The organism is Streptomyces sp. NL15-2K, assembly GCF_030551255.1.
Taxonomy (GTDB): Bacteria; Actinomycetota; Actinomycetes; order Streptomycetales; family Streptomycetaceae; genus Streptomyces.
In genome coordinates this window covers 3303357-3317554 of record NZ_CP130630.1, presented here as the reverse complement: position 1 = coordinate 3317554, position 14198 = coordinate 3303357, and the positions used below count along the sequence as shown (strand labels likewise).

At 70.0% G+C, this 14198-nt stretch carries 13 protein-coding genes; 7 read left to right on the top strand and 6 right to left on the bottom strand.

From position 1 onward, the window contains the following. Window positions 1-104: 104 nt before the first annotated feature. Window positions 105-1013, bottom strand: a complete 909-nt coding sequence (locus Q4V64_RS14490) for an alpha/beta hydrolase (protein WP_124442705.1) — start codon at window positions 1011-1013, stop codon at window positions 105-107. A 42-nt stretch (window positions 1014-1055) separates the two neighbouring features. Beyond that, window positions 1056-2501, bottom strand: coding sequence for a carotenoid oxygenase family protein (locus Q4V64_RS14485; protein WP_124442706.1), 1446 nt, complete (start codon window positions 2499-2501; stop codon window positions 1056-1058). 369 nt (window positions 2502-2870) lie between these two features. Between Q4V64_RS14485 and Q4V64_RS14480 the strand changes: the two genes are divergently transcribed. From Q4V64_RS14480 to Q4V64_RS14455, 6 genes are all read left to right on the top strand, one after another. Further along, window positions 2871-3467, top strand: coding sequence for a DUF456 domain-containing protein (locus tag Q4V64_RS14480; protein WP_124442707.1), 597 nt, complete (start codon window positions 2871-2873; stop codon window positions 3465-3467). 78 nt (window positions 3468-3545) lie between these two features. Beyond that, entirely contained in the window at window positions 3546-4664 is a 1119-nt protein-coding gene (locus Q4V64_RS14475; RefSeq protein ID WP_303709969.1) for a glycosyltransferase, read from the top strand. A 606-nt stretch (window positions 4665-5270) separates the two neighbouring features. Then, window positions 5271-6263 carry an aldo/keto reductase gene (locus tag Q4V64_RS14470; RefSeq protein WP_124445643.1) on the top strand — a complete coding sequence of 331 codons (993 nt, stop codon included), beginning with the start codon at window positions 5271-5273 and terminating at the stop codon, window positions 6261-6263. Beyond that, complete coding sequence (locus Q4V64_RS14465; RefSeq protein ID WP_124445644.1) at window positions 6264-6854, top strand: TetR family transcriptional regulator; 591 nt, start codon at window positions 6264-6266, stop codon at window positions 6852-6854. A 239-nt stretch (window positions 6855-7093) separates the two neighbouring features. Then, on the top strand, window positions 7094-8710 hold the full coding sequence (locus Q4V64_RS14460; protein WP_253267530.1) for an MDR family MFS transporter: 1617 nt from the start codon (window positions 7094-7096) through the stop codon (window positions 8708-8710). Between the two features lie 188 nt (window positions 8711-8898). Continuing rightward, on the top strand, window positions 8899-9441 hold the full coding sequence (locus Q4V64_RS14455) for a hypothetical protein (protein WP_124445645.1): 543 nt from the start codon (window positions 8899-8901) through the stop codon (window positions 9439-9441). A 147-nt stretch (window positions 9442-9588) separates the two neighbouring features. Here the strand turns inward: Q4V64_RS14455 and Q4V64_RS14450 are convergent, their stop codons facing one another. Then, complete coding sequence (locus tag Q4V64_RS14450) at window positions 9589-9828, bottom strand: hypothetical protein (protein WP_253267531.1); 240 nt, start codon at window positions 9826-9828, stop codon at window positions 9589-9591. Between the two features lie 183 nt (window positions 9829-10011). Here Q4V64_RS14450 and Q4V64_RS14445 point away from each other — a divergent pair, with 183 nt between their 5' ends. Beyond that, window positions 10012-10683: a hypothetical protein gene (locus tag Q4V64_RS14445; RefSeq protein ID WP_124445646.1), complete on the top strand. Its 672-nt coding sequence runs from the start codon at window positions 10012-10014 to the stop codon at window positions 10681-10683. 494 nt (window positions 10684-11177) lie between these two features. Here Q4V64_RS14445 and Q4V64_RS14440 read toward each other — a convergent pair whose 3' ends face one another. From Q4V64_RS14440 to Q4V64_RS14430, 3 genes are read right to left on the bottom strand one after another with little or no spacing between them, the layout of a single operon-like run. Beyond that, window positions 11178-12332: a serine hydrolase domain-containing protein gene (locus Q4V64_RS14440; RefSeq protein WP_124445647.1), complete on the bottom strand. Its 1155-nt coding sequence runs from the start codon at window positions 12330-12332 to the stop codon at window positions 11178-11180. Then, window positions 12329-13117 carry an ATP-binding cassette domain-containing protein gene (locus Q4V64_RS14435; protein ID WP_124445648.1) on the bottom strand — a complete coding sequence of 263 codons (789 nt, stop codon included), beginning with the start codon at window positions 13115-13117 and terminating at the stop codon, window positions 12329-12331. Before Q4V64_RS14435 ends, Q4V64_RS14440 begins: the two co-directional genes overlap by 4 nt. A gap of 5 nt (window positions 13118-13122) precedes the next feature. Further along, the gene (locus Q4V64_RS14430) at window positions 13123-14163 is read right to left on the bottom strand and encodes an ABC transporter permease (RefSeq protein WP_124445649.1); all 1041 of its coding nucleotides are present in this window, start codon (window positions 14161-14163) and stop codon (window positions 13123-13125) included. Window positions 14164-14198: the final 35 nt, after the last annotated feature.

Below are 14198 nucleotides of genomic sequence, written 5' to 3'. Positions count from 1 at the left end.
ACGGTTGTCGCGGTCTCGGGGACGTGAAAGAGGCCCGACCGGTCCGGCGCCGCGAAGGTGACCTCGCGTCACCGGACCGGCCGGGCCCGGGGGAAGCAGTCGGCTCAGCGGGGCGCGTCGCGTGCCCCCGCCGCGGAGACGCTGTGCACGAAGCGCGCCAGATCGTGACCGAAGGACTCGTCGTCGAGTCCGAGCACCAGGATCTCCGACAGATGGGTGTGGCCCAGGACCGTCACGAAGGGCGGGATGACGCCGTGCGCGGCGAGCATCGCGTCCAGCAGGCCGACGGCCTGGCGGTGGAAGTCGGGTATGTCCAGCTCGGCGACGCCCACCAGCATCGGGACCTGCGAGCGCACGAGCCCGGGGACGGCCGACTGCTCGGCGTACTTGGAGGCGTCCTCGCCGTAGTAGACGGTGAGCGGGAAGTTGCGCTCCGCGGTCGGCGGATCGTAGATCCCCGAGAGCAGGACCGCACCGGCCAGGTCCTCCGCGCCGGCTCCGCCGTCACCGGCCAGGTACGACGCCGCATTCGTGGCGCCGGCCGACTGGCCCATCAGCACGATCCGGTCCGGGTCTCCTCCGTACTCCGCGATGTTCTTGCGGATCCACGCCACGCCGGCCGCGATGTCCTCGGCGCCGGACGGCCACTGGTGCTGGGGCGCCAGCCGGTACGACATGTTGACCCCCACCATGCCGTGGCGTACCGCCCAGCCGCCGATGTGGTCGTACCACGGCGTCTTCGGATCGGACTTGTCGCCGGTGACGTGGGCGCCGCCGTGCACGAACAGCAGCACCGGGGCGCCTTCCGCGGCCGGGCTGCCGGGGGTGTGGACGTCCAGGAGGTGGCGGGGGTCCGAGCCGTAGGACAGATCCCGCTCCACTCGCGGGGCCAGGTAGCCGCGCTCTTCGTGCAGCGGCGCGAGCAGGTCGGTCAGCGCCTCGAAGAGTTCCGGCGTGAAGCCGCGGCCGGCGGCACGGATCTGTGCGAGCACCCCGGCCGGAAGCGTTGTCATGATCAGTGGTTCCTTTCGTCGGGCCCTTGACCGCTCGAGTCGTCAGGCATTCGCCTGCTCGAGTTCTTCATCGGCGATCCAGTTGGAGTGGAAGCCGAACTGGGGCCGGTGCGGAACCTTGATCCGGGCGACAGGGCCGGACGCGAGGTCCTGAGCGGGCAGGATCAGCACCTCGGTGGTCTGCGTCGGCACATCGATGGCGTACCCCAACACCCAGCCGTCGTCCTCGGCCGAGTCCGCGGTGCGGGGCACGAACACGCTCTCCACCCCGGCCTTGCCGTCGCCGTACTCGTAAAACTCCGTGCTCTGCTTCTGCACGTCCAGCTTGGCGATCGCGCCGGCGCCCTCGATGCGGTTGAAGTAGCCGTAGCGGTGCTGCTTGCCCGTCATCCGGTCATCCAGCCGCGGCATCTCCAACCCGATGTCGCTCATGGTCTCGATCTTGCTTGTGCCGGTCACCGGGTCGAGGATGTACCGGTCCAGCCGTGAGCGGGATTCGGTGGGACCGCTCAGGTCGTCCACGAACACCTTCGGGGAGCTGCATGCGTCGACCGCGACCTTGCCGTCGGGCAGGTCGAAGGCATTGAGGATGTGGAACACGTGGGTCTGCTGGTCGACTGCGCACCACTTCACGTCGGCCGTACCACCGTCGCGGGGCACCAGCCCCCACCGGACCGACTTCCCCAGATCCCACACCCAGGGGAAGTCGTGGCCTTCGCGGTGAATCCGCTCGTTGAACTCGAGCGCACCGTCAAAGAAGATCGCGTACTTTGCGGTGATCGCCATGTCATGAACCTGTGGCCGGCCGTCCACCGGGATGTCGACCGTCTTGTTGATCTTCCCGTCGGTGCCGAGGACCTGGTAGCTGACGTGGTCCCACTGCCAGAAGTAGGAGAAGCCGTGCAGCTCACCGCTGTCGGGATCGCGGTGCGGATGCCCCGTCCATGAGCCGTTCAGCGTGCCGCCGAAGTCGCACCGCGCGACCGACTCCAGCTCGTAGCTGACCTCCACGGGCAGCGCACCGGCCTCAGAGAACGCGTACGTCCTGCCCCCCACCGCCCACACATGCGTGTTGACCACGTTGGCCTCGACGAAGCGCGGCCCCGTCATGTCGCGGCGCGACAGCGGCTCGGGCCCCGGCAGCCGTGGCACGCCCAGGTGCGGCGTGGTCAGCTCGTCACGGACGAACCGGTTGCGATACCACTCCGCCCGGCCCTCCCGCAGCCGCACCCCCGACAGCATCCCGCTGCCCGTGAACCAGTTGTACGTGCGCGGGTCCTCCGGGTCGAACGGGCTGGCGTTGGGCCCGCACCATACGTAGCGGCCGTTGAGCTCCTCGGGGATCTTGCCGACCACCTCCAGCTGATGGGCGGTCACCTCCTGCTCGACGGGCGCGAAGGGGTCGTCCAGGAATCGGTTCTGCGGCTCCTCACCCTGCCCCCACAAATTGGTGATGGGGCGACCCGAGTCGTTGCTCGTCTCTTTCATGTCACTCCTGACTTCGTTACCGGGTCCCGTCCGGTGCCCCCAGTCGGGGGACTTCCTGCGTGCCAGCCAGTGTTGGTCCGCCGAAGTCGCACGTCATCGGGCCTCCAGTCCAGCGTTCGAGCTGTCGTTCATATCCTTCGTACAAAAAGTCCGGGCCGGGCCTCAGCCGTGCGGGGCTCGGTCCGGCAACGAGGGGATGCCGGGCGCTCGGGGATGTGTCGCGCGTTCTGTGAGACGTATTGACTCACAACCATTTTCGATACATGCTGTCTCATAGATGGCGACGGAGGGTCCGTGCAGACGGGCGCCGCTGCCGTCCACCGTCATACGGGGGCCCGTTGCGGCTCTGCCGACCCAAGGAGAGAGCTCATGTCCGTGAATGAGAACGCCGTCGCCCTGCGCTTCGCCGACCGCGCCACCGCTTATCAGGCGCTCAGCGAACTGAAGTACCTCAGCCCCGCCACGACCGAGGTCCGTGCCGCCGTTCTGATCGAGCGCCTCGAGGACGGCGCGGTGCGCGTGCCCGAGGGCAGGGACGGCGAGGAGGGGAGGAATACGGCGGTCGGCGGGCTGGTCGGCTCGCTCGTCGGCATCCTCGGCGGACCCCTCGGCGTGCTGATGGGCTGGGGCGTCGGCGCGCTGATCGGGGGAGGCCACGACTACAAGCGGGCCGAACGGGCCACCACTGCCGTCGGCGTCTTCGCCCAGCAGGTCCCGCTGGGCGGCACGGCCATCCTGGCCGAGGTCAGGGAGTCCGACACCCAGGCCCTGGACCAGCTGGCCATGCGCTACGACGCCATCCTCGAGCGCCGCCCGGCCGACTCCGTACGCAACGAGCTGAAGGCCATGGAAGAGGCCGCCGAGCAGGCGAGGAAGGAGCAGGCGCGGCAAGAGCGGGACCGCAAGCGCGCCGAGCGGAAGACGCGGCACGGCGCCTCGACGCACAAGCCGGCGGCCACCGCGTAACCGGGGCGGGCCCTCATGGACGCGGGGCAACTCCCCTCGGCCCCGCCACCCTTCACTCCCCCACGAGGAGTACACGTCATGCGAATCCTGTTCAGCGCCCCGGGCTCGGCCGCGCATGTCTTCCCCATGGTCCCGACCGCCCAGGCCCTGCGGTCGGCCGGTCACGACGTCCTGTTCGCCGGGCAGGCCCCGATCACTGTGCTGAGGCCGACCGGGTTTCCCCTGGTCGAGGTGGGCGACGGAACCACCACGGCCGAGATCTTCGCTCGCTTCGGCACGAACGGGCCGAAGGAGCTCACGCAGGAGGAGATCAACCGCCTTGCCGTGATCGGCTTTGCCGAGCACAGCCGGTCCGCCCTGGGCGACCTGTTCCGGCTGGCCGAGACGTGGCGGCCGGACGTGATCGTGCACGCCACGATGCAAGGTACGGCGCCACTCGTCGCGGCCGCGCTGGGCATCCCCACGGTGGTGCACAACTTCGGTGTGACCGCGGGCCTGCCCTACGTCGAAGGGATGGCCGCCGAGTTGGCCGACGAGTACCGGGCCCGCGGGGTGACCGGGCCGCCCGAGCGCACCGTGCTCGACGTGGTCCCCGCCTCGCTCGGCGGCGACGGCACGGGCTGGCGGGTCAGGTACGTGCCGTTCAACGGCGGCGGCCCGGTGCCGGCGGACCTGGTCGCGCGCGGCGGGCGGCAGCGGGTCGTGGTCACGCTCGGCACGGCGCTGTCGCGGACGGCAGGCGCGCGGTACGTCGACCGGCTGATCGAGCAGGCGGCCACGGTGGACGCCGACTTCCTGCTCGCCCTCGGCGGCGCCGACCTCACGCCGCTGGGTGAACTGCCGCCCAACGTAAGGCCGCTGTCGGACTGGGTGCCGCTCGCTCAGCTGCTGGCCGGGTGCGACGCCGTGGTCCACCACGGCGGAGCGGGCACCATGATGGCGGCGGCGGCCGTCGGCATCCCGCAGCTGTTCCTGCCGAGTGGTGCCGACCACTTCACCAACGCCGCGGCCGCCGTTGCGCAGGGCTTCGCCCTGCGCGCCGAGCCCCAGATGGTGGACGGCGACCTGCTCGACACCCTCCTGAACGACGACTCCCTGCGCAAGGCCGCCCTTGCCATGCGTGACGAGATCGCCGCGCTCCCCTCCCCGGCCGGCCTGGTGGGCGACATCGAGGACCTGGCGACGGCCGCGCGCTGAGCAGCGCGTCGCCTCCCACCCTGGATGTCAGCCACCTGCCCCGAGCATCGACAGGAAAGGCGAATGTGAGGAGTCGAGCGCCGCTGCGGAGGTCGGGTTGTCCGAGAAGGCGGCGTCCGCCTCGCCGATGAACTCCCGCTGCGGGTCGGGCGGACCGCCATGTCGCGAGCGCAGGTGACATAGGTGCCGGGCACCGAGCCCTCTCCGGATCAACCCGTCGAACGCTGCCCGCGCCAACTGCGGCGAAGGCGTCGGTTCTACTGGTTACAAAATTTGAAACCTGTAACTTCAACGTTGTACGGTCGAAGGTATGGACGCAGAAGTCGCCACTGGTGGCGGAAAATCTCTGCCGAGTTCGTTGGTCTGCCTGGGATGGCCCGGCCGCCGAAGTGGACGAACTCGCCGCCGGCTGCGCGGAGCCGGGTCGCTGTGGCCTCCTGCTCACGGTGGCGCCGCCGCGTATCCATGGCCTGACCGGCCGGGCCGCCGCATCGCTGTTCAGCCGCGGGGCGGAGGGCAGGAGCGCCGGTCGTTGGCACGGCTGTTCAGTTACGCAGTCAGCTTTGAGTACGCAGTCAGGTGTTTGTTCACCGGGAGGTAGGAGTCATGGAAACACGGCAGTTGGGGACCGGTGGTCCGCGTGTCTCGGCGTTCGGTCTGGGTTGTATGAGGATGTCGAACAGGACCACTGCGGCGGATGAGGCGGAGAGTATTGCGACCATCCGTGCCGCGCTCGACGCGGGAGTCACTCTGCTGGACACCGGCGACTTCTACGGAACGGGTCACAACGAGGAGTTGATCCGACGGGCGTTGTCCGCCGGGGGCCGCGAGAAGGCCGTTCTCAGCGTGAAGTTCGGCGCGATGACTGATCCTGGTGGGCACTTCGGCGGCATGGACGGGCGCCCGCAGGCCGTGAAGAACTATCTGGCCTACTCGCTGCGGCGCCTCGGCACCGACCACGTGGACATCTATCGGCCGGGCCGCCTCGATCCGACGGTGCCGATCGAGGACACGATCGGAGCCATCGCCGAGATGGTGAAGGCCGGTCACGTGCGCGCGATCGGACTGTCGGAGGTCGGTTCGGAGACCATCCGGCGGGCTCACGCGGTTCACCCGATCGCCGATCTGCAGGTCGAGTACTCGCTGTTCAGCCGCGGCATCGAGGGCGGTGTCCTGGACACCTGCCGGGAGCTGGGCATCGCCGTCACGGCCTACGGGGTGCTCTCCTACGGGCTGCTGAGCGGCAACTGGACGCGGCAGGCCCCCTCACCGACCGACCTTCGGGCGCTGCTGCCGCGCTTTCAGGACGGCAACGTGGAGAGCAACCTCAAGCTGGTCCAGGCACTGCACGAGATCGCCGATGCCCGCGGGGCCACGGCGGCGCAGTTGGCCATTGCCTGGGTGCTCGCCCAGGGCCGCGAGCTGGGTGACATCGTCGCCATCGTCGGGTCGCGCACGCGCCAGCAGTTGGCCGAGGCGCTGCCGGCGGCCGGGCTGGTCCTGACCGAGGAGGAGCTGGCAGCGATCGAGCAGGCGGTGCCGGCCTCCTCGGTCGCCGGGGACCGAGGAGCGCAGGGCACGAAGGACGGGGAGCGCTGAATGCGTTCGGGCACGGCGCTGGACGCCGAGACCGTCCTGGCCGCCACCGAGGACGTGCTGCGTCGCTACGGGCCGGAGAAGGCCACGGTGCTGGACGTGGCGCGAGCTCTGGGCGTCAGCCACGCCAGCGTCTACCGGCACTTCCCGTCCAAGGCGGCACTGCGCGAAGCCGTCACCCGGCGCTGGCTCAGCCGCGCGCACGGCAACCTCGCGGCGGTCGCGGCCGACACCCGTTTCGCAGCGCCCGAGCGGCTGCGCGCCTGGCTCACCGCGCTGTTCGCCTCCAAGCGGGCGGTGACGTCCGAGGACCCGCAGCTCTTCGCCACGTACCGGGTCCTGGAGACCGAGCACAGCAGCGCGGTCGCCGACCACATAGCCGACCTGATCGAGCAACTGCGCGTCATCATCGCCGACGGGGTCAGCAGCGGGGACTTCACCTCGGCCGACCCTGCCGCGACGGCGCGGACCGTCTTCGAAGCCACCATCGGCTACCACCACCCCGTCCACGCCGCCCAGTGGCAGGCCCCAGGGGCGGACGCCGCCTTGGAGGCCCTCTGCACCCTCCTCCTCGACGGACTGCGCCCACGCTGACCCCACTACCGTCCCCCACCGGCCTGCCGGCGCACTTTTCCTGACCGCCGTGCGCACAGGCATGGAGCGCCCGGCGAGCCAGGAGTCCGCCGGTGATGAGGACGACTCCCCGGTTCGGTACGTCGGACGCTCCGTGGAACTCCTGCACATTCTGCTGTCCCGCGACGGTCGGTACGACCACGTGCGTGCCCGGCCGTTGCGTGTTCCCTCGCCTCACCCATCCACTTAAGGAGCCCCCCTTGAGCGACTCGACCCCGGCCGTGGAAGCGGAGGAACACAACTCCTCCGGCACGCCCAGACACTTCGGCCTCATATTCGCCGCCCTCATGGCCGCGATGCTGCTCGGGTCCCTGGACCAGACGATCGTCAGCACCGCGCTGCCGACCATCGTCGGCGAGCTGCACGGCGTGAACCACATGGCGTGGGTGACCACCGCGTACATCCTCGCCGCCACCATCGCCATGCCCGTCTACGGCCGGCTCGGCGACCTGCTCGGCCACAAGGCACTGTTCCTCGGCGGCATCGGTGTCTTCCTCGCCGGCTCCGTGGTCGCGGGCGCGGCGCAGGACATGACCGTGCTGATCATCGGCCGGGCAGTACAGGGTCTGGGCGGCGGTGGGCTGATGATCACCTCGCAGGCGGTCATCGCCGACCTGGTCCCGCCGCGGCAACGCGCGAAATACATGGCCCCGATCGGTGCCGTCTTCGGCCTCTCCGCCGTCGTCGGACCGCTGCTCGGAGGCTGGTTCACCGACGGCATCGGCTGGCGCTGGTGCTTCTGGATCAACCTGCCGGTCGGCGCCCTGGCCCTCGCCGTCGGCGCGTACGCCCTGCGCGTACCGCGCAGAGCCGTCAAGGTCACCTTCGACTACGTCGGCTTCGCCCTCATGGCGGCCGCGGTGACCTGCACGGTCCTGGTGACCACCTGGGGCGGCACGCAGTACGCCTGGTCCGACCCGCTGATCATCGGCATGGCCGTCGGCGGCCTGCTGACCTGGGTCCTGTTCTTCCTCTCCCAGGGCCGTGCCGCGGAGCCGATCATCCCGCTCTGGCTGTTCCGCAGCCGGATCTTCAACATAGCCACCCTGATCGGGCTCCTGGTCGTCGGCATCGGCATGTTCGCCATCATCGGCTATCTGCCCACGTACTTGCAGATGGTGTACGGCCTCAGCGCCACCGAGTCCGGGCTGCTGCTCATCCCCATGGTGGTCGGCATGATGGCCACCTCCCTGCCGTCCGGACGGCTGATGAGCAGCACCGGCCGCTACAAGATCTTCCCCATCGTCGGCACGGTCTTGGTGTGCGTCGCCGCGCTGCTGATGTCGACCCTGGACACCGAGACCTCGCTCGTCCTGGTTTGCGTGTACGTCTTCCTGCTGGGCGCCGGTATCGGCGCTACGATGCAGCCTCTGGTCCTGGCCGTGCAGAACGACTTCCCCGCCTCGGACGTCGGCACCGCGACCTCCGCCAACAACTTCTTCCGCGAGATCGGCTCCACCCTCGGCACCGCGGCCGTCGGCTCGGTGTTCGCCCACCGCCTCGCCGACCAGCTCGCCGAACGCCTCCCCGCCGACGCCGCCGGCCCGGTCGGCGACACCCACTCGCTCACCCCGGCCCTGGTCCACTCCCTCCCGGCCAAGATCCAGGACGCGGTGATCCTGGCCTACCAGCACGCCCTGACACCGGTCTTCCGCTACCTGGTCCCCGTGTTCCTCCTCGGCCTCGTGCTCGCCTTCCTCCTCCCGGAGAAGAAGCTCGCCGACGGCAACGACGACGACCCCGAGACGACGCCGGCCGCCCAGCCCGGTGAGACAGGGCCGGACAACGCGGAGGTATCGGCGCCGACAGGGCAGTGAGCCGCACGCGTCAGCCACAGGACCCGGGACGGGCAACTCTCGGACAGACCCCCGGGTGAAAGCAGTGAGGGCGGGCCAGGACGGGCCTGCCCTCACCATACGGGCGAAGCCCTTTCCGGCTATCTCGAGAGCCTGGCCCCCTGGGCACCACCCGCGCCGCCGCAACGTCCTTCCGATACGGTTCCGGCATGTCCGATCTCGACGCTGAGGAACCGTCGGCCTCCGGCGCCTCGGAACCGTCTGCCCAGAAGCGCGACGCCCTGGGCGAGCGGCTCAAGGAACGGATCTACGCGGTGATCACCGTGCTCGCTGTGTTGGTCGGCCTGGCGCAGAACGTGCATACCCGGCACAGCACGGCGGCGCTGTACGTCACGGGCACCGCGGTGGGCTTGTGGCTGGCGACGTTGGTGGCCGACATGCAGGCCCACCGCGTCGTTCACCAGCGGTTGGTCAACCGCCGCGAGATACGGCACCTGCTGTTCGTCAGCAGCCCGCTGCTCAGCTGCGCCGCGGGCCCGCTCCTGATGATCGCCCTGTCGGCGGGCGGCGCCCTCGGTCTGTCCACCGCGCTGTGGATCGCGGTCGGCGTGGACGTCGCCTCGATGGCGGTCTGGGGCTTCGTGGGCGGGCGGCGGATGGGCGGTGGGGTACTGCTTTCCGGCGTGGCGGCGCTGATGGACGCGGCGATCGGCTCGGGCGTGGTGATGGTGAAGGTGATCACTGGGCACTGAGCGCGGTGGCAGGGATATCCCTGTCCGAGCGTCGGCTTCAGCCGTCGACGGCGCGCCCCTGGGGGATGAGGCCGGATGCGGCCGTGCGGAGTCGGTGTGCCGGCCGACTGCTGTTCGAATCGTTCGGTATCGGACTGCGGGCGGCTGTCATGGGTGCGGCTGCCAGGCCGCGAGGGCGGCGTCGACCGTGTCGGCCACCGTCTCCCTGTCCGGCTGCGCGCCGAGCATGAGCCGCAGGAAGAGCAGAGGGCCGAGGATCCGGGAGGCCAGCTCCCGGGTGTGTTCTTCGACGCCGGAGCGCAGTTCACCGCGGGCGACGGCGGCGGCGAGCGCGTCGGTGAGGTGCTCGTCGGCGCGGCCCGACATCTCGTCGCGCAGGCGGCCCACTTTGGCTCGTGCGGCGACGGCGGCGTGGGTGATGTGTCCCGGTCCTCCTTCGGCTCCGAGCAGCTTGTGAGACGACTTGACTCACAAGTTGGTTCTGATACATACTGTCTCACAGGTGGCCGGGAGTCCGCGGTAGCGGGCCCCACAAGTCACCCACCCGTTGAGGCTCCAAGGAGACAGCTCATGCCTGTAACCATGAACGAGAACGCCATCGCCCTCCGCTTCGCCGACCGCGCCACCGCCTACCAGGCACTCAGCGAGCTGAAGCACCTCAACTCCGCCACCACCGAGGTCCGCGGCGCCGTCCTGATCGAGCGCATGGAGGACGGCACCGTCCACTTCCCCGAGGGCATGGACACGGAGTCCGGACGCGGCACCGCGGTCGGCTCGCTCATCGGTTCGGTCGTCGGCATCCTTGGCGGTCCCCTCGGCCTGTTGATGGGCTGGGGCATCGGTGCGCTGATCGGCGGAGGCCACGACTACAAGCGGGCCACCGAAGCGACCGAGGCCGTCGGTGCCTTCACGCCGCATGTCCCGCCGGGCGGCACCGTCATCCTGGCCGGGGTCGAGGAGGCCGACACGGAGGCCATGGACCTGCTGGCCATGCGCTACGGTGCGGTCCTCGAACGCCGCCCCGCCGACGACGTGCGGGCCGAACTGAAGGCGATGGAGAAGGCGGTCGACGAGATCAGGAAGCAGGAGGCCAAGGACAAGCGCGACAGCAAGCGCGCCGAGCGCGAGCGCAAGGCCGGCGAGCGGAAGAGCAAGGACGGCGAGCGGAAGAGCAAGGACGGCGCCGACACCCCGGGGGCGAACCTTGCCCTGGCCGACGCATCCGCCAAAGACGCGGGGTAACACCCCCCTACCCCGCAAGGTGGGGGCGGGTCGGCCACGCCCGCTCCCACCGTGTTCATTCGTCGCAGGCTTGATGCCGCGTACCAGCCGGCCCGGTCGCTGTGTGAGTTCGCGGCTGTTCGGCCTTCTCTTCGCCTTCCGGCCCGGCCACCTCCGACTCGACCCTCGCCCATCGGGGAGATCAGCGGATCCGTCATGCCGACTGGGCTCCGGCTCCAGACTCCGCAGGGCGAGCCGCGCGCAGTGTGCCAGTGGGTCGTCGCTCGACGTCCGCCCAGATCCCGAGGGCAGCCAGCCGGAAGGCCCCGGTGCAGACGAGGCGATCCGCGACGCCAGCTCGCGGGCCGCCGCCGGCGCCTCGGGGAGCGTGTCCCGGGGCCAGCTCATCCGACACTGCCGACAGCACCTCTGCGACGTCTTGGCTGCCGGTCATGGAGAGGGCCTTCTCAGGGCGGTGCCCCCGGTGATGCGGTAGCCGGCGAGGAGAGCGCTGATCACAGCGCCGCAGCCACCGCCGAGAGCAGGCGCCACAGTCGCGTGTGGGGAGTGGGGTCGGGGATGGCGCGGTTGGTGAGGTAGGCGAGCGTGATGCCGGATTCCGGGTGGGCGAAGGCCAGATGTCCGCCGAGGCCGTCGTGGCCGAGTGAGCCGTGGCCGAGCATGGGCTGGCGGGGGGACGACAGCGCGAAAACAGTGCCGAAGCGGGTGGGCTGGTCGACCAGGATCTCGTCGGGCCCGTGGGCCTGCTGGCGTCGGACCCGGTTGACCGTGGTGGGTGAGATGGTGCGCAGGGGGCCGTCGACCAGGCTGGAGTAGAGCCGGGCCAGTGACCTGGCGTCGAAAACGCCGTTGGCGGCGGGGATCTCCGGCCGCCACATCGCGGGATCGTTGAAGAGATCTGCGGTGACGACGGGGTTGTTGAAGGTGGCGTGGGTGAGCGTGCCCGGGCTGTTGGCGGCCGAGGCCAGGAAAGCGCCGATTCCCGGTGTGGGAGAGGCGTCCTGGTAGCGGACGACGCGATCGTTGTGCTCGGTGGGCAGGCCGATCCATGCCTGGAGGTCTCCGTCCTGGGCGAAGCGCTCGCGCAACAGGGCGCCGACGCTCTTGCCGCTCGCGCGCCGCGTGACCTCGCCCACCAGGTAGCCGAGGGTCAGGGCGTGGTAGCCGTGCCGGATGCCCGGGTACCACGCCGGCTCCTGTCGGGCCAGGCGTCGCACGCACCCGTCCCAGTCGGCGAGGTCGGCCTTGGTCACCGGCTCGTCGAAAGCGGGCAAGCCGGCTCGGTGCGAGGCCAGTTCACGGACCACGACGCCGTCCTTGCCGGCCGCGCCGAACTCCGGCCAGTAGGCCGACACCGGCGCGTCGAGATCCACCTCGCCCGTATCGACCAGGCTCGCGAGCACCAGGCCCATGACGCCCTTGGTCACGGAGTACCCCACGTGCAGGGCGTCTTCGGGATACGGCGTCCCGCTGGTGTCCCGGGCGCCGCCCCACAGGTCCACGACCAGCTCGCCGCGGTGGTAGACAGCGACGGAGGCGCCGATGTCGTCGCCGTTGCGGAGGTTGCTCTCGAAGGCGTCGTGGACGCCTGAGAAGCGGGGCGACGTGTAGCCGGATGCCGTCGCCACCGCCTTGTGCATCGTGCTCATGCCTGCTCACGCTCCAGTTCCTTCATCGCCGCGCCGCCCGCCATCAGGTCGATGACCTCGGCGGCCTCCTTCTCGCCGCGCGCGAACGAGGCGATGAGCCGGCCGTGGGCGATGACGGCGAAGTGGTCGCCGACCCGCAGGGCTTGGTGTGCCTGGTGGGTGATCAGGACGACGCTGATGCCCCGGTCCCGTGCCGTTTCGACGGCCCGCAGGACGGTCTCGGCCTCGCGGACGCCGAGTGCCGAGGTCGGTTCGTCGAGGATCAGCACCCGGGCGCCGAAGTGCAGGGCGCGGGCGATGACGAGGGCCTGCCGCTCGCCGCCGGACATGGTGCCCACCAACTGGTCGGCGTCGCGGATCCGGCGGATGCCCAGTTGCTGGATCTCCCGCAGGGCGATCCGGGCCGCCGTAGCGGCGTCGAATCTGCGGAACAGTCCCCGGCCCTTGGTGGGTTCGGCTCCGAGGAAGAAGTTGCGGGCCACGCTCATCAGCGGGACGGTGCCGGCGCCTTGGTGGACGGTGGCGATGCCACGGTCCAGGGCGTCGCGTGGGCCGCCGAGCGTCACGTGTTCGCCGTCGATGAGCATCGTGCCCTCCGTGGGCGCGTACACCCCGGAGAGGATCTTGATGAGGGTGGACTTGCCGGCCCCGTTGTGCCCGAGCAGGCAGAGCACCTGGCCGGGGCGGACGGTGAGCGAGACGTCCGAGCAGGCGCGCACCCCGGTGAACTGCTTGGTGACGCCCTGGAGTTCGATCAGGGGAGGGTCGGTCACGGTGATTGTCATGAGGGTCACCTGCCACTCAGTGCGAGCTTGCGGAAGTAGTTGTTCGCCATGACGGCGACCAGCAGGAGGGCGCCGAGGAACAGTTGGGCGTAGTCGGTGTTCCAGCCGGTGTAGAAGATGCCGATGCTGACGATGCCGTAGGTCGCCGTGCCCAGGAGGACGCCGAGGGTGGAGCCGTAGCCGCCCTGCAGGAGCACTCCGCCGATCACGGCTGCGATCACGCCGTCGAAGATGAAGCTGGAGCCACGGGTGACGTCACCCCCGCCGTAGGTGATCGTCTGCAGGACACCGACCAGTGCGGCGCCGGCGGAGGTGGCCATGAAGAGCCCGACCTTGACCCGGGCGGTCGGCACGCCGGCGTCCCGGGCCACTTCGGGGGCCCCTCCGGTGGCGTAGATCCAGCTTCCGGTGCGGGTGCGGGTCAGCACCCACCATGCGAGCAGGGTGATCGCCAGCCACCACACGATGGAGACCTGGAACTGCCCCACCTTGGAGCCGAACACGGCCTGCACGCTCGGCTCCGGCGTCAGCGTCACCGCCGTACTCCCCGACAGGGCGCGGCTGAGGCCCAGGGCGCCACCGCCCACGACCAGCGAACTTCCCAGGGTGACGATGAAGGAAGGCAGCTTGGTGCGGGTGGCGACGAGGCCGTTGACCAGCCCGACCAGCAGGCCGAAGCCGATGGCCAGAGGGATCGATGCCCATTGGGGCATGGTGTAGGTGCCGCTGGCGATGGCCACGATCACCGACGTGGCGCCGACGACGGAGCCGATCGACAGGTCGAACTCCCCGGCGATGAGGAGCAGCGCGACCGGGGTGGCGACCACTCCCAGTTCGGCGGCGGTGTCCAGCCAGCTCGCGGTGCCGTCCACGCTGGTGAAGCCCGCGCCGGACGCGGTCACCAGGAAGAAGACGTACACCGCGACAGCGCCGATCAGCGCGCCGAACTCCGGGCGCCGTGCCGTGCGTGCGATCAGTGAACGGCCGAGGGGTTCGCTCTGCCTGTCCGGCACAGCGGGCGCCGGGGCCGCTTGGTCAATGGTCATGAGTGCTCTTTCCTGAAACGGGTGGTCTGCTGCGG